Raw genomic sequence first — 14858 nt, 5'->3', positions numbered from 1 at the left:
CAGTCGCCGACACTCCCCGCCGGGGCAACTGCCGTCAAGGATGCTGTCGGCACCGCGTAGAACGACCTACAAGGACGCCGAAGCTGGTGCTTGACTCTTGTGAGCGGAGCGAGACGATTATGGTGCGACGGGTGGTGAACCTGGCGTGATGCCCCCGTCGGGATAGTGCCGGGCACCCCATGTTGAAACCACCATCCAGCGCAGGTTCTGTATCAAAGGCGGGCGCACATGAGCGACGTCTTCGGAATTGCAGGGAAGACAGCACTGGTCACGGGCTCGGGGCGGAATATCGGGCGGGCGATCGTGCTCGAGCTGGCTGGCTGCGGCGCGAACGTCATTGTCAATACCCGCAGCAACCAGGCGGAAGCCGACTCAGTGGCCAAGGAGGCCAGGGATCTCGGCGTCGGCTCCCTCGTGGTGTTGGGTGACGTCGCGGACAAAGCAACAGTAGAGCGCATGCGGTCCCAGGCCGAGGCGACATTCGGCGGCGTGGATATCTATGTCAGCAACGCAGCCCGCCGGCTTTACAAGGACTTCTTCGAGATCACCGATGAGGAATGGCACTACCACCTGAACCAGCAGCTCACCGCCTCCTGGTACCTGGCCAAAGCGTTCGTGCCCGGCATGCGCGAACGCGGCTGGGGCCGGGTGGTGCATGTCAACGGGGAACTGCCATCCCCATCCGACGACAGCCGACGCCTGAGGAGCTGGCATGGGCGTGCGCCTTCCTGTGCTCGACACGTTCAGCGGCTATCACTGGTGCGGTTATCCACGTCAACGGCGGCCAATGGATGTTTGGATAAGGCATCACCGCGCCGCTCATCGTCAAATACATCATCAACCTGCAATTGGTCGCACTGGTGTAACGCGGGTGTCGCGAGTCTTCGAACCTGCAATGCAGTTGCAAAATGAAGGGAACGACCACGCATGACAAACGGACGTCCACGCCGGATCGCGGTAGTCGGTGCAGGATTGATCGGGTCCGCACTGGCTGGTCACCTGATCCTGGCCGGAAACCGAGTAATCATCGGAGCGCGACGGCCAGAAGCATTCACTCCACCGGACTACCAACGAGAAGATATCGACTATCAGGTCCGTACGATCGAAGAAGCGATCGATCGAGCAGAAGTAGTGATCCTGGCGATCCCCAACGCAGCCGTCGCATCGTTCGCCGACCTCTACCGGAATCAGTTGGCAGGCACGGTCATCATCGACCCCTCGAACCCGTTCCTCTGGCACGACGGCGGCGTCATGACCATCAAGGACTTCGGTGGCAAGACTTCCGGAACCGTGACCGCCGAACTGTTTCCGAAATCCACGGTGGCACGGGCTTTCTCGCACCAACTCGCCGAGACGCTATGGCTGCGGGGCCGCCGGGAACCAGGAAAGAATGCCATCGGATACGCGGCAGACGACAACGACACCGCATCGATCACCGCAGACATCATCACCCAAACCGGGTTCGTGCCGATCCGAGTCGGCACACTGGCCCAATCCGCGCCGCTCGATCCCGGTGGAGTGCTATTCCCCGGCCTGCTAGGAATCTTCACCCCACAAGGCATGCGAACTACCCTTGACCGTGGACCGTTCATCCTCTGACGCCCTGGGCCCGACCCCGGCAGGATGGACCCAGCCTGGGGCAAAGGCTACCGCCGGATCGCGAAACTCGAGAGTGTTTCCTCTACAGGAATTGGGGTACCTGTTCGATCACGGTCCGGGTGGCCGGGGCGCATCTCCATCGACGGCTATTGTTCCTGGCCGGCGCAGTCATCGCGGACTATCAGAAAAGTATCGAGCAGTACCGCAATATCGAGACCGGAGAAGACTTCACCGGCTACTGACATGAAGATGCCCCGATGGCATCTGCCTGGACGTCGCGGGAGTAGTGGCGTAACCGGCCGGAATCCGGCGCCAACACAGTGATGCCCTGGGAGTAGCCCCAGGGCATCACGAGAGTGGTTGTGGCTGCCTACGGCGACGGTGTCGCGGACCGGATCGAGGCCGCGGCTATGGCAAATACAAAGCCGGCCATAGGATCGAAGCAGCGTCCGAACCGGATCGAGCAGGTGACGAACGGGAGCACCGCATGAACGATCATCCGGAACACACACCCCGGGTCTCGGCTTTTCCGCGCATCGACGACTACGCGTTCATCTCCGATTCCGAGGTCACCGCCCTTATCGCGCCCAGCGGCGCCATCGAGTGGATGTGCCTGCCCCGGATGGATTCGCCCAGCGTCTTCGGGGCCATCCTCGATCGTTCCGCCGGGTTGTTTCGCTTCGCTCCCGACGACATCACGACCCCGGCCGATCGCCGATATATCCCCGGGACGATGGTCATGGAGACGAGCTGGCGTAGCGGCGAAGGGTGGGCGACTGTGCGTGATGTCCTGCTGGTCGGCCCGTGGCGGCACCAGCAGCCCGGCCGCAGTGCTCACCGCCGCGCGCCCACCGACTACGACTCCGAACACATCCTGCTGCGCACCGTGCACTGCGAGACCGGACAGATCCCATTCGTCCTCGACTGCCAGCCTGCCTACGACTACGGCCGAACTCGTGCTACGTGGGAATACCTCGACAGTTACCACATCGCCCAGGCCGGCGCCGACGGCATCGATCTGCCGCTGCGGCTGACCACCGACCTGCGCCTCGGACTCGAGGGCTCGCGAGCAGTCGCCCGTACCCTGCTCAAGAGTGGTGACACCCGCTACTGTGCGCTCTCGTGGGGTAGCCGAGCGGCTCCCGAAACCGCAGAGGAGGCCGGCGAACGGCTGGTGAGGACCGTGCACCACTGGCGGCATTGGCTTGCCGGCGGCCGGTTTCCGGACCACCCGTGGAGCGCCCAGCTCACCCGCAGCGCCCTGACCCTCAAAGGCCTGACCTTCGCCCCGACCGGGGCCATCGTCGCGGCCCCCACCACCTCACTGCCGGAAACCCCTGGCGGAGAACGCAACTGGGACTACCGCTTTACCTGGATCCGGGACTCGGCCTTCGCGCTGTGGGGTCTGTACACCCTGGGCTTCAACTGGGAAGCCAACGACTACTTCTCGCACATCATCAACCTGGCCGAAAACGCCGGGGACATGCAGATCGTCTACGGCATCGGCGGCGAAACCGACCTGCGTGAACACACGCTGGACAACCTTCGCGGGTACGAGAACTCCCGCCCGGTGCGTATCGGCAACGACGCCTATCGCCAACGCCAGCACGACGTCTGGGGTGCAGCGCTGGACTCGGTCTACCTCTACGCCCGTAATCAAGACCAGATCGACGCGCGCACCTGGCCGCTGCTGCGTTGGGCGGTCAAAAGCGCGCTCGCAGTGTGGCGCGAACCCGACCACGGCATCTGGGAAGTGCGTGGAGAGCCGCAACATTTCACCTCCAGTAAAGTCATGTGCTGGGTCGCCGCCGATCGTGGCGCACGCCTTGCCCGCATCCACCAAGACTTCCAACGCGCTGCCCGCTGGCAACAGGCAGCAGACGACATCCGTGCCGACATCTGCGCCAACGCGGTCGACTCGCGGGGCGTATTCACCCAGTACTACGGCAGCACGGCACTGGACGCCTCGACCCTGCTCATCCCGCTGGTTCGTTTCCTTCCACCCGACGACGAACGGGTACGAAAAACTGTGCTCGCCATCGCCGACGAACTCACCAGCGACGGACTCGTCCTGCGCTACCGCACCGACGAAACCGACGACGGCTGTGCCGGGGATGAAGGCACCTTCACGATCTGCTCGTTCTGGCTGGTGTCCGCGCTATCGGAAATCGGCGAGAAATACCGTGCAAAGCAGTTGTGCGAAAGACTTCTCGGCTACGCCAGCCCATTGGGCCTCTACGCCGAGGAGATCGACCCCGTGACCGGCCGGCACTGGGGCAACTATCCCCAGGCATTCACCCACCTCGCGCTGATCAACGCCGTCATGCATGTCGTGCGGGACGAGCAGATCGAGTTGCGCACGGCGCTCGGTGGAGAATCCATCGCGCCTCGTCTCGACGACGCGACGCTCACCAGCGGATACATCCACATCTGAGGACGCCCGCTGCCGGGAGCGCTGCCAGGCGCCACGCGGCGGCGCGGCATTCCGCGGGATCGATGACCGTGCCGGCGATACCCCACGATGTCGCCCATCCCTGTTTGCGGTGCAGGTCGGCGAGTCGCTCCGGGGTGGTGGCCACCTCGAGGCCGCCCACTTGGTTGAAGCACCATTGGCCCTCGACGTCCATGCTCAGAAACTTCTCGACCGTGGTGCTTCAGTTCTGCGCCGTCGCGGTCCCGGTGCGATCATGCTCCCACCCACGCGCTGCGGCTGGTGCTTTCTGACGCGTTCGGTCCCGGCCGTGGCACCGGCGGTCCTATCCGGCACCGCGATCCTGCTGCGACGCTGGGTGCCTGATACCTACGACCAGATTGGAACTTCCTGTGAGCACTCCCGAAACCACCCACGCCGCCGCTCGGATCACCGTATACAAGTACGAGCCGGCCGCCTACGATGAACCCGCCGAGGGTCCCGTGCTGACCCGCATCCACGTCGAGGAGGGCTTCAGCGGCGACATCGACGGCGACGGGGTGGTGGAGTTTCTGCAGTCCGCCACCGCCGACGGGGGCGCCAGCTTCGTCGGCATCGAGCGGGTGACCGGCACGATCGCCGGCCGGGCGGGCACCTTCCTGCTGCAAGACCAGGGCACGGTGGCCGGGAGCATCGTCAGCGGCGACTGGTTCGTGGTGCCCGGCTCGGGCACCGGCGAGTTGGTCGGCCTGCGCGGCACCGGCGGATTCAAGGCGAATCTCGGTGAGGGCGCTGAGGTCTGGCTGGACTACTGGTTCGAGTGAATCCGCAGTGCCAATCAACCCGAGGAGCTCTCATGTCCGAGAACCCTGATCCGGCACTGACCGGAAAGGTGGCGCTGGTGACCGGCGCCGCTACCGGCATCGGCAAGGCCATCGCGCATGCGCTGGCCGCGGCGGGCGCGCGAGTGGCGATCAATCACCCGCACACCCCGGAGGTGGCCGCGGCCGCGGTCGCCGAGATCACATCGTCCGGCGGTACGGTCATCGACCTGGCCGCCGACGTGCGCGACCGGGACGAGTATGCGGCCATGGTGGACCGGCTAATCGACAGCTACGGCCGCTGGGACATCCTGGTGAACAATGCGGCGGTGGCGATCAGGGCGTGTTCAACGGCCTGCAGCTGGCCTGGGACAAGCTGGCCGACGGTGGGCGAATCATCACCATCTCCAGCTCGACCACCGCCCTGATGCTGCCGGGCTATGCCGTCTACGACGCCACCAAGGGCGCGGTCGAGCAGTTCACCCACATCCTGTCCAAAGACTTCGGCAAGCGCGGGATCAGTATCAACACCGTCAGCCCCGGCGCCACCGAGACCGAGACCTACCGCATCGGCAAGAGCCTGGAGTTCCTGGCGGGCCTGGAGGCGCTGAGCGCCTTCGGCCGGCTCGGCCGCCCGGAAGAGATCGCCGCAGTGGTCACCTTTCTGGCCTCCGACGTGGGCGGCTGGGTGACCGCGCAGAACATCCGCGTCAACGGCGGCACGGTCTAGCTCGGGTCGTGAGGGTTTCGGTGCACCGGCGGGACAGGCGATGTTTCCGCGGAGGTGCCGAAACCCTCGTCGGACGCGGGCGGGTGTAAGTCGTTGCGGGGCAGCGGGTTTCTCCCGCCGTCGTCTCGGGTCGGCGGCGAGGTCGACGACCGAGTGCCACAACCACACCGGTTTCGGTATCGCCCGGAGGGCAATCGTGCGATGTCGAGGCGCCCTTGATGGCCGGCAGCTGCCCCAGCTCGGCGACCCAGGGGTGCGTCAACCTGGGGTGCAATCGATTCCATGAACCTGCCGCGGCCGGGCCGTGGAGCGTGCTCTTCGTTTTAGCGCCGGAGCGGGTCGATGGCGGCCGCTGCGTGCGGAGCGGAGGCGATCACCGTCTTCGTCATGGCGATGCTGTCCATCTGATCTTTTGCCGGTATTACCGCACGCATTCCGTCCGCGCGGGGGACGTCCTGCCACCGTCGTCGCGCGCGGCGCAGGGCCCGGGCGTCGGAGTACCCGACTCGGCGGGCAAGTGCCGCAACGCTGGGCACGGTGGCAGCCGACTGCTCGGTGGCGGCGCAGCGCGCTCGATCGAGTTCTTGTCGCCAGCTGGTGCCTGATTCGGCCAGCCGGCGCTGCAAGGTACGGGGGCTCACCAGCAGGCAACGCGCCACCGTACCGAGCGACGCGTCACCCGTCTGCAGCGCCTCGGCCAGGCAGCGCTGCACTCGCTCTGTCCAGGGAACGCCGTCCAGGATCGGGGTGGACAGCGAATCGGCATACCGGCGCAGGATTTCCGCGAGCACCGGGTCGGCGGTACGCAGCGGCAGCGCCAGATCGCGCGTCCGGAAGGTCATGCTGTCCACCGGGGCGCCGAACTCGATCCGGGTGGTCCCCAACGCCTCGCGGTAGGCGCGCAGGCGGCGGGGCGGATTCTCGCGCAAGGTGATTCGGATCGGCGTCACAGGCTCGCCGCTGGTGTGCCGGATCCGGGCCAGGGTGCTGGCATAGGCGGCCTGCACGGTCAGGTGGGCGCCTCTGCCCTCGCCCTCGACCAGCTGGAGCACCGTGGTCCGCTCGTCACCGTCACCGCCTTCGTTCACGTCGTAGATGTGGTTGGTGGTCATGCTGCCGCCGTGTGGCCGGACCGCCGCCAGCCCCGCGGCCACCGTGGGTGCGGTGGCGAACAGATAGTCGTAGATGCCGAACCGGCCGATCCGATAGGTGTCGGCGATGCGCAGCCCGACCTCCGACGCGTCCTGGTGGTGCTCGGTGCATTCCCACAGCCGCAGATAGCCCCGGCTGGAGATCATGCCGTGCTCGCTGGTCAATACCGTCTCCGGTAGCGCGGCCTCGCGCAGCAGCACCCGGTTGTCGACGCCCTGGCCTGCCGTTTCCAGCACGCAGCGGGCGAGTATTGCACTGTAAGCGGGGTCCACCGGACCATCCTAGGAAGTTCCACCGACAGTCCGCCCACCAATACATGACATGTTCGGTTCCCCGCCCGGCGTGAACGGTCCTATGCGCGGTCGCGCCCGCACAGCGACGCTGGGGCGGTGTCGGAAACAAGGGCCGGACAGCCACCACGGCTGGTGATCGGAATCAGTGGGGCGACCGGGATCGCCTATGGGATTCGCGCGCTGGAGTTGGCGCGCAAGGCCGGGGTGCAGACCCATCTGGTGGTGACGCCGGCCGGGCAGCAGACCCGCGCCTACGAGACGGAACTGTCCGCAAGGGATCTGGCGGCGATGGCGGACGTGGTGTACCGGCCTGCCGACATCGGGGCGGGCCATCGCGTCGGGTTCGTTCCGGACGGCGGGAATGCTGGTGGCGCCGTGCTCGATTCGCACGCTGTCGGCGATCGCCTACTGCAACGGCGACAACCTGCTCACCCGGGCGGCGGACGTGACGCTCAAGGAGCGCCGCCGGCTGGTGCTGCTGGTGCGCGAAACCCCGCTCACCCTGGGGCATTTGCGGGCGATGACCGCGGTCACCGAGATGGGTGGCGTCGTGATGCCACCGGTGCCCGCGTTCTACCTGCGACCCGGCAGCATCGAGGAACTGGTCGACCACACCGTGGGTCGCGCCCTCGATCTGCTGGGCATCGACATACCGGACCTGGCCCGCTGGGGCGAGGACTCGATCGACTAAAGGAGAACAGCTGTGAAGCATCTGAAGAGCCTGCGAGATTTTCTCGCCGAACTGGAACGGATCGGCGAGTTGCAGACCATCGACCACGAGGTCGACTGGGACCTCGAGATCGGTGCGGTCATCCGGCGATCCTATGATCTGCGGGCCCCGGCACCGCTTTTCACCAACGTCACCGGATATGGCGACAGCGGATTCCGGGTGCTGGGCGCGCCCGGGGCGTTCAGCGGCCCCGAGCATCAGCTGGCCCGGATCACCATGGCCCTCGGGCTGCCCGCCGGGGCGCACGGCCAGGAGCTGATGGAGGCGCTGGTCGCCGCCCGGAGCAAGCCGGGCATCCCGCCGGTGGAGGTGCCTCGCGACACGGCGCCCTGCAAGCAGAACATCCGGCTCGGCGACGACGTGGATCTGACCGCGTTCCCGGTTCCGCGCATCCACGGTAACGACGGCGGTCGCTATATCGAGACCTGGGGCATCAACATCGCCCAGACCCCGGATGGTTCGTGGACGAACTGGTCGGTCAACCGCATGATGATCCACGACCCGAAGACGCTGGCCGCCTTGATCGCTCCGGTGCAGCACCTGGGCATCGTCCGGTCCAGGTGGGCCGAGCTCGGCAAACCGATGCCGATCGCGCTGGCGCTGGGCGTCGAACCCGGGCTGCCGTTCGTGGGCGGCATGCCGTTGCCGGAGAACGTCTCCGAATGCGATTACATCGGCGCCTATTTCGGCGAGGGCATCGAGGTGGTGCGCGCCGAAACCGTCGACCTGCTGGTGCCGGCCACCGCGGAGATCGTGATCGAGGGCTATGTGGCGCTCGAGGAGACGGTGCTGGAGGGGCCGTTCAACGAATTCCCTGGTTACAACGCGACCGTCGCCTCACCCAAGGCGCGATTCGACGTCACCGCCATCACCTATCGCGACGGCGCCATCCTGCCCGTGGTCGCCGCAGGGCCGCCGGTCGAGGAGGACCACACCTGCACGGCCACCATGCACGGCGCGGAGCTCCTCTACCAGCTGCGGGAGGCCGGGCTGCCGATCGCGTCAGCCTGGCACACCCCCGAGGCGGCGATGCACTGGCTTACTCTGTCGGTGCGCAGCGATTGGCACGAGACGCTGGGCATCTCGGCCGGTGAGCTCATCGATCGGATAGCCGAGGTCGCCTTCACCGGCAAGGCATCGGTGAACGCGCCGAAGATCCTGGTGGTCGAGGACGACGTGGACATCACCAATATCAACGAGGTGGTCTGGGCGTTCGCCACCCGCTCGCATCCCGACCGTGGCGAGTTCCACTACCGGCACCGGCTCAGCGACGATCTGCCGATCTATCTGGACGAGGAGGAAAAGCGCACCTTCATGGCGGGCAAGGTTATCTTCAATTGCCTGCTTGCCGACCTGTATCCGGAGGGCGGCCGCCCGGTGAAGGGCGACTTCGCACACGGCTGGCCCGTCGAGATCCAGCAGCGCGTGCTGTCCAACTGGCAGAAGTACGGGTACCGCTGAGGAAGCGGCAGCACGGCGTCGAGAGCCTATGGTCGGCCCGGCCGATGCGGACTGGGAAGCCGACCGCGACCGGATCGACCCACATCTGCGGAAACCGTGGGCAGGTGGGTGACCTGCCGGGGCATCACAACCACGGAACCCCTGCCCGCAGCAGGATATTCGCGTAGGGCTGGGCTTGGCCGGTGCGGACTACGAAGCGACACCGGCCGATTCGGCGTTCGAATCCTCGTGGTCGATCAATTCGGTGTTCAGGCGCTCGGCGAGCAATGCTGCGGTGCCGGGGTTTTCGGTGGTCACCTCGCGGCTGGCCCAGGCTGACATCGTCGGTGCAAGGGCTGCTCCGCCAGCAGTCCGACCTGGTACCGGCGATCGCTGATCGGCCTGCCTCGCAAATACTTTCGTCGCTCACTGCGAGGCAGGCCGTCGGTATTCCCATGTGGACTGCATAGAGAGACGAAGTAGGTCAACACCTCACGACGCATCAAGCTTCGACTCGGCCGCGTTGCAGATCGCGGCGGTCGGTCAGAGGTCCACGTCCGGCGGACAGGCTGAACGGAGGAGTTGCGGGGCCGGCGGTCGGCAGAGCGGCCCGGCAACCGCGATTACTTCGCTGCCGGAAGATCCTTCACCAGCACACTCGCCATCCGCGTGGCTTCGGCACAGATATCCCCCTTGTGATCGGCAGAGAGCTTGGCCGCGGCGCCGAAATAGATGGGGTTGTCGGGTATATCGAATCCGATCGTGCAGTAATCCGGGTCGTTGGTGCGATGGAAGAGTACGGCGGGGCGTCCGCCGACGGTCACGTTCTGCGGGTTCAGCAGGTTTTCGAGATCGAAGGACTCGGCAAACGTATGACGGGCGATGGAGTCGATCTCCAGCATGTACCAGTCGTCACTCAGCCAGGTGCAGGTGGTCTTTCCGACTTTTTTGTCCGCGCCGACGTCGGGCGTCTTCTTCTCCGGATTCAGTCCGGCTGCCCGCGCATCGGTATCGGATATGGAACACGGGTTCCAGGCGACGTTGGCAGCCGACGTCGGCGCGGCGCTCGACGTGCTCACCGCTGACTTCGACGGGCCCGAACTCGCGAATATTGTGACAGTAACTCCGATTCCAACCGCTAGCGCGATCACCAGTCCCGTGCAGACGCCTATGACGACCCGCTTGCGCGAGGCGGAACGCACTGATTGCGCGCCGGCTCCGATGGCTGGGTCCACGGGTCTGTTCGCGGCAAAATTCGGGACGGTCAGTGCGTGCCATGCGGCCGTCGCGAACTCCGTACACGACGCGAAACGTTCCTCGGGCCGTTTGGCCAGTCCTCGCGCGAGTACCGACTCGAGTGCGGGTGGCAGGTCCGGGCGGATCGCACGGATCGGTGGCGGTGGCTGCTGCAGGTGACCCGCGATGACCGCAGCGGTATTCGTCGACTGGAACGGTGTCCGGCCGGTGAGCAACCAGAACAGCGTGCAGGCCAGCGAATACTGATCCGCGCGTCCGTCGAGGGCGATACCGGACAGCTGCTCGGGCGAGGCAAAAGTGATCGTCGCGTTGACCGAACCGGTCTGCGTCAGGTGACTGGCGTCGTCGCGTAGCCGGGCGATGCCGAAATCGGTGAGGAATACCCGCTCGCCCCCGGCCGCGTTGGCCAGCAGGATGTTCGCCGGTTTGACGTCCCGGTGCAGGACACCCTTCGCGTGGGCGTAGTCGAGCGCGGCCGCGATGTGCCCGATGATCTGCACCGCACACTGCGGCGGGTAGCCGACCGGGTCGACCGACGCGGCGTCGACACCCTCGATGTACGGCATGGAAATCCACGGCTGCCCGGCCTCGACACCGCGGTCGAAGACCATGACGATGCCCGGATGATCGAGGTTGGCAACAACATCGGCTTCGCGTTCGAAGCGGGCGCGCATCTCGTCGTCGGCGAACAGTTCCCGATTCAACAGCTTGAGTGCGACCAAACGCGGCAGTCGCGGGTGCTGGGCCAGATACACCGAACCCATGCCGCCGCGGCCAAGCACACCCCGAATGGTGTAGCCCGCGAAGACATCACCCTCGTTCAACATCGAGTAATCCAATCATGCTTGCACCCTTGGCATCCGGACCCTGACGCCTGCAACCGTGGCTGCCCCCGCCCGGGAATGCCTCCCGCCCTTGCGAACGCGAACACGATACTGGAGTTACGCGATTCCCGTACCGTCCGGCCGGGCGAAGCTCGCGCGTATCGGTCTACGATGTTGTCGATCATGCGGGGGGACCGTCGGCAGGCGCCTCGGCGAGCGCAACCGGGACGGGGAAAGTCATGCGGCGGCAATCCATGCGCGGTACTGCATTTCGGCGAGCCGCACACACGGTGGGGGTATTGCTGACCATCGGTGCACTCGCGGGCTGTTCGGCGGGATCGCACTCCATTGCCGGCACCGCCACGCCGATGGAGCCGGCCAAGCCCACGAATGCCGCCGCGCTCATGACAAAGCTGCGTGCGGTCGACCCCTGCTCGGTGTTCGACCTCGACACGGCCAAACAATATGGGCCGCAGGTGAAAGCCGTATCGGTACCGGGGAACGATCTGGATCAGTGCACCCTGGAGGCCCTGACCGGCGACAAACCCAGTGCGGAATTTCACATCACGCTCGGCGGCGGTCGCAGCACGGGAATCGACGAAAACGGCATTCACCTCGATGATCCCGAGCGTACGGCCGGCAGGGACGGCATCGTATACGACCGCTGCGATTCGTACTATCCCTCCGCGATCAAGGATTTCGGCTACGAACTCCAAACCACGCTGTACACCCCGCCCGGGCAGGTACCCACCGCGAGTCCGCAGCATGCCTGTGCCGCCGCGAAAGCCATGATCCTGGCGATGCGACCCGCACTCGACCGACTCGCCCCGGTCGCACCGACACTCGGACAACCGAGCCTGTACGGCAAGAACCCCTGCCGCACGGTCGATCAGGTCGCGCGCGCACTACCCGGCGCCTGGCACGCCGGTTCGAAAAGTTGGATCGGGCCCTACTCGTGTACCAGCGGGCTCACCGACGACGCGTCCCGTACCGACGTGGTGGTGGAGTTGCGGTTCACCCGGAACAACCCGATGAGCCCGGACCCGGCACAAGCGCGAGACCAGCGCTGGGTGACGGTAGCCGGACTGTCCGGTGTGGAGGCCCGGCAGTACAACGGCGGCTGCTTGGTGAGCCTGAGCTACAGACCGGAGTCGAGTCACGGAACCGGCGACGCCCACCTCATCGACATCACCGTGAGTTTCGCCAGGAAGGGAACCGGGTCGGACCCGGTACCGGACACACTCCAGAGCCCGACCTCGCCCCCGTTCGACTCGTGCGGGCAAGCCGAGCAGGTGGCACCGATCGTCGTGGCGGCCGCACACAACTGATGCTCGGCACGTAGCGCCGCCGACGACCACGAGTCCGGGCTGTAACATCTCCGGGCACGCCGAGCGCTTCCACGTCTACGCCGTCGACATGCCCGGCTGGGGTGAGTCCGTTGCGGTGACCGTCGACGGGCTCGATCATCTCGACGCCGCGGTCCTGGACGCGGTCGGCCGGGAAGAGGCTCCGTTCGTGGGCAATTCGATGGGTGGACACACCTCGCTGCGGCTGGCGCGCCGGATCGTGCAGCACGCGATTACTCGGTGGGCCTCAGCTTTTCAGGCTGTTGCAGCGCTGGACTCGGCAACCAGATCGAGCGCGATGTCGACGATGAGGTCCTCCTGTCCGCCGACCAGTCCGCGCCGGCCGACCTCCAACAGGATTGTGCGCGCGTCCAATCCGTACCGCCGGGCCGCGGCCTCCGCGTGGCGCAGGAACGAGGAGTACACACCGGCGTAGCCGAGGGTGAGCGTTTCGCGGTCGACGCGTACGGGCCGGTCCTGCAGTGGCCGCACCAGATCGTCGGCGGCGTCCTGCAGGGCGAACAGGTCGCAGTTGTGCTTCCAGTCGTGCAGATCGGCGACGGCGACGAACGCCTCGAGGGGGCAGTTGCCCGCTCCCGCACCGTGTCCGGCGAGTGAGGCATCGACGCGGGTCACGCCTTCCTCCACGGCCACAACGGAATTGGCGACCGACAGCGAGAGGTTCTCGTGGGCGTGGATGCCGATCTCGGTCGCCGGATCGAGCGTGTCACGATACGCGCGGACGCGGTCGCGCACGCCGTTCATCGTCAGCCGGCCGCCGGAGTCCGTGACGTAAACGCAGTGCGCCCCATAGGTTTCCATCAGCTTGGCCTGCCCGGCGAGCTGCTCGGCCTCGGCCATGTGGGACATCATCAGGAACCCGGATCCATGCCGAGCTCGCGCGCGGTGGTGATGTGCTGGGCGGATACGTCGGCCTCGGTGCAGTGCGTGGGGACCCGGACCGATCGAACGCCGAGCCGGTAGGCCTGCTCGAGATGTTCGATGGTGCCGATGCCGGGCAGCAGCAGGGTCGTCAACCGGGCGTGCGTGAGATTGTCGGCCGCGGCCTCGATCCATTCCCAGTCGGTATTGCTGCCGGGACCGTAGTTCAGGCTCCCGCCGGCCAGTCCGTCGCCGTGGGCGACCTCGATGGCGTCGACTCCCGCGGCATCGAGCGCTGCGACGATCCGGCCGACGTTGTCGGGCGTGATGCGGTGGCGCACGGCGTGCATGCCGTCGCGGAGCGTGACGTCTTGAATGAACAGTCGCGTGGTCATCGCAGGGTTCCCTGTCCCGCCGGTGCGGCGATCGTGTCGACGACCGATTCGGCGTAGCGCATCGCCGCGGAGGTCATGATGTCGAGGTTTCCGGCATAGGCGGGCAGGTAGTGCGCCGCGCCCTCCACCTCCAGGAACACGCTGACCTGGTGGGTGGGTGCGGGCCCGCCGTCCGCGTGCTGCAGGGTGTGGACCGGCTGGTCCGCCGGAATGGCGGTGATCTGAATCCGCTGTTTGAGGCGGTAACCCGGAACGTACCCGGCGACCTGCGCGACCATCTGCTCGATCGAGTCGCGAATCGCCGTCTGCGTGGCGGCATCCGGCGCGGTGGCCAGGCAGAGCACGGTGTCGCGCATGATCATCGGCGGTTCGGCCGGATTCAGGATGATGATCGCCTTGCCCCGGCGGGCGCCGCCCACGGTTTCGATCGCATGCGAGGTGGTTTCGGTGAACTCGTCGATGTTCGCCCGCGTCCCCGGTCCGGCGGACTTGGACGCGATGGACGCGACGATCTCGGCGTAGGCAACGGGTGCGACCCGCGAGACCGCGGCGACGATCGGGATGGTGGCCTGTCCGCCGCAGGTGACCATGTTGACGTTGGCCGCGTGCCGGTGCTCGTCCAGGTTCACCGCCGGGACGACGAACGGTCCCAGCGCCGCCGGCGTGAGATCGACCAGGCGCTTACCGAGCGGTTCCAGGATCGCCGCGTGGGCGGCGTGGGCCTTGGCCGACGTCGCGTCGAAGATCATCGAGATCTCCTCGAAGTTCGGCAGTTCCAGCAGACCCTGGACGCCGTCGGCGGTGGTGGGGACGCCCATCCGGTGGGCGCGGGCCAGGCCGTCGGATGCCGGATCGATGCCGACCATCGCCCCCATCTCGAGGACCTTCGAGTGCCGGATCACCTTGATCATCAGATCGGTGCCGATATTGCCCGATCCGATCACCGCCACCTTGACCGGAAAACTGTTGTCGCTCATAT

At 66.3% G+C, this 14858-nt stretch carries 13 protein-coding genes and 4 pseudogenes; 10 read left to right on the top strand and 7 right to left on the bottom strand.

Going from position 1 to position 14858, the window contains the following annotated elements:
- Nucleotides 1-228 precede the first annotated feature (228 nt).
- The 3 genes from ABH933_RS20525 (at nt 229) to ABH933_RS20515 (ending at nt 4033) form a co-directional block, all read left to right on the top strand.
- Complete coding sequence (locus ABH933_RS20525) at nt 229-912, top strand: SDR family NAD(P)-dependent oxidoreductase (RefSeq protein ID WP_429425979.1); 684 nt, start codon at nt 229-231, stop codon at nt 910-912.
- Nucleotides 913-927: 15 nt separating this feature from the next.
- A complete protein-coding gene (locus ABH933_RS20520; RefSeq protein ID WP_429425981.1) occupies nt 928-1599 on the top strand; it encodes an NADPH-dependent F420 reductase in 672 nt (223 codons plus the stop codon).
- A gap of 487 nt (nt 1600-2086) precedes the next feature.
- Nucleotides 2087-4033 carry a glycoside hydrolase family 15 protein gene (locus tag ABH933_RS20515; protein WP_429425983.1) on the top strand — a complete coding sequence of 649 codons (1947 nt, stop codon included), beginning with the start codon at nt 2087-2089 and terminating at the stop codon, nt 4031-4033.
- Here the strand turns inward: ABH933_RS20515 and ABH933_RS20510 are convergent.
- Nucleotides 4008-4226, bottom strand: a complete 219-nt coding sequence (locus tag ABH933_RS20510) for a hypothetical protein (RefSeq protein WP_429425985.1) — start codon at nt 4224-4226, stop codon at nt 4008-4010. The genes ABH933_RS20515 and ABH933_RS20510 overlap by 26 nt on opposite strands.
- Before the next feature lie 196 nt (nt 4227-4422).
- Between ABH933_RS20510 and ABH933_RS20505 the strand changes: the two genes are divergently transcribed.
- Nucleotides 4423-4833: a DUF3224 domain-containing protein gene (locus tag ABH933_RS20505; RefSeq protein WP_429425987.1), complete on the top strand. Its 411-nt coding sequence runs from the start codon at nt 4423-4425 to the stop codon at nt 4831-4833.
- 32 nt (nt 4834-4865) lie between these two features.
- Nucleotides 4866-5560, top strand: a pseudogene (locus ABH933_RS20500) (SDR family oxidoreductase).
- Between the two features lie 323 nt (nt 5561-5883).
- On the opposite strand, the gene ABH933_RS20495 reads toward ABH933_RS20500, so the two are convergent.
- Nucleotides 5884-6984, bottom strand: a complete 1101-nt coding sequence (locus ABH933_RS20495; protein WP_429425989.1) for an AraC family transcriptional regulator ligand-binding domain-containing protein — start codon at nt 6982-6984, stop codon at nt 5884-5886.
- A gap of 117 nt (nt 6985-7101) precedes the next feature.
- Between ABH933_RS20495 and ABH933_RS20490 the strand changes: the two are divergent.
- The 3 genes and pseudogenes from ABH933_RS20490 to ABH933_RS20480 form a co-directional block, all read left to right on the top strand.
- Nucleotides 7102-7209, top strand: a pseudogene (locus tag ABH933_RS20490) (UbiX family flavin prenyltransferase); the annotation flags it as partial.
- Nucleotides 7210-7366: 157 nt separating this feature from the next.
- Nucleotides 7367-7696: a UbiX family flavin prenyltransferase gene (locus tag ABH933_RS20485; RefSeq protein ID WP_429425991.1), complete on the top strand. Its 330-nt coding sequence runs from the start codon at nt 7367-7369 to the stop codon at nt 7694-7696.
- Between the two features lie 12 nt (nt 7697-7708).
- Nucleotides 7709-9196, top strand: coding sequence for a UbiD family decarboxylase (locus tag ABH933_RS20480; protein WP_429425993.1), 1488 nt, complete (start codon nt 7709-7711; stop codon nt 9194-9196).
- 124 nt (nt 9197-9320) lie between these two features.
- On the opposite strand, the gene ABH933_RS20475 is transcribed toward ABH933_RS20480, so the two are convergent.
- From ABH933_RS20475 to ABH933_RS20465, 3 genes are all read right to left on the bottom strand, one after another.
- On the bottom strand, nt 9321-9407 hold the full coding sequence (locus ABH933_RS20475; RefSeq protein WP_429426037.1) for an RbsD/FucU domain-containing protein: 87 nt from the start codon (nt 9405-9407) through the stop codon (nt 9321-9323).
- Nucleotides 9386-9517 (bottom strand): hypothetical protein, encoded by a 132-nt coding sequence (locus ABH933_RS20470; RefSeq protein WP_429455073.1) that lies wholly within the window; start codon nt 9515-9517, stop codon nt 9386-9388. Before ABH933_RS20470 ends, ABH933_RS20475 begins: the two co-directional genes overlap by 22 nt.
- Nucleotides 9518-9798: 281 nt before the next feature.
- On the bottom strand, nt 9799-11259 hold the full coding sequence (locus tag ABH933_RS20465) for a protein kinase domain-containing protein (RefSeq protein ID WP_429425995.1): 1461 nt from the start codon (nt 11257-11259) through the stop codon (nt 9799-9801).
- A 296-nt stretch (nt 11260-11555) separates the two neighbouring features.
- On the opposite strand from ABH933_RS20465, the gene ABH933_RS20460 reads away from it, so the two are divergent.
- Nucleotides 11556-12584, top strand: coding sequence for a hypothetical protein (locus ABH933_RS20460; protein WP_429425997.1), 1029 nt, complete (start codon nt 11556-11558; stop codon nt 12582-12584).
- 88 nt (nt 12585-12672) lie between these two features.
- Nucleotides 12673-12882: pseudogene (locus tag ABH933_RS20455) on the top strand (hypothetical protein); the annotation flags it as partial.
- On the opposite strand, the pseudogene dmpG reads toward ABH933_RS20455, so the two are convergent.
- Together dmpG and ABH933_RS20445 are read right to left on the bottom strand one after the other, a co-directional pair.
- Nucleotides 12858-13879, bottom strand: a pseudogene (gene dmpG, locus ABH933_RS20450) (4-hydroxy-2-oxovalerate aldolase). The pseudogenes ABH933_RS20455 and dmpG overlap by 25 nt on opposite strands.
- Entirely contained in the window at nt 13876-14856 is a 981-nt protein-coding gene (locus ABH933_RS20445) for an acetaldehyde dehydrogenase (acetylating) (RefSeq protein ID WP_429425999.1), read from the bottom strand. Before ABH933_RS20445 ends, dmpG begins: the two are co-directional and overlap by 4 nt.
- Nucleotides 14857-14858: the final 2 nt, after the last annotated feature.

The sequence above is a fragment of the Nocardia sp. GP40 genome, assembly GCF_050434125.1.
GTDB classification, from domain to species: domain Bacteria; phylum Actinomycetota; class Actinomycetes; order Mycobacteriales; family Mycobacteriaceae; genus Nocardia; species Nocardia albiluteola.
This window is presented reverse-complemented; position numbering and strand designations above follow the sequence as displayed.

What these genes read in the sequence shown, in the direction of transcription:
- ABH933_RS20465 (WP_429425995.1), bottom strand. Translation starts at nt 11,259, where the DNA reads ATGTTGAACGAGGGTGATGTCTTCGCGGGCTACACCATTCGGGGTGTG.
- ABH933_RS20520 (WP_429425981.1), top strand. Translation starts at nt 928, where the DNA reads ATGACAAACGGACGTCCACGCCGGATCGCGGTAGTCGGTGCAGGATTG.
- ABH933_RS20470 (WP_429455073.1), bottom strand. Translation starts at nt 9,517, where the DNA reads ATGTCAGCCTGGGCCAGCCGCGAGGTGACCACCGAAAACCCCGGCACC.
- ABH933_RS20525 (WP_429425979.1), top strand. Translation starts at nt 229, where the DNA reads ATGAGCGACGTCTTCGGAATTGCAGGGAAGACAGCACTGGTCACGGGC.
- ABH933_RS20515 (WP_429425983.1), top strand. Translation starts at nt 2,087, where the DNA reads ATGAACGATCATCCGGAACACACACCCCGGGTCTCGGCTTTTCCGCGC.
- ABH933_RS20445 (WP_429425999.1), bottom strand. Translation starts at nt 14,856, where the DNA reads ATGAGCGACAACAGTTTTCCGGTCAAGGTGGCGGTGATCGGATCGGGC.
- ABH933_RS20510 (WP_429425985.1), bottom strand. Translation starts at nt 4,226, where the DNA reads ATGGACGTCGAGGGCCAATGGTGCTTCAACCAAGTGGGCGGCCTCGAG.
- ABH933_RS20485 (WP_429425991.1), top strand. Translation starts at nt 7,367, where the DNA reads ATGCTGGTGGCGCCGTGCTCGATTCGCACGCTGTCGGCGATCGCCTAC.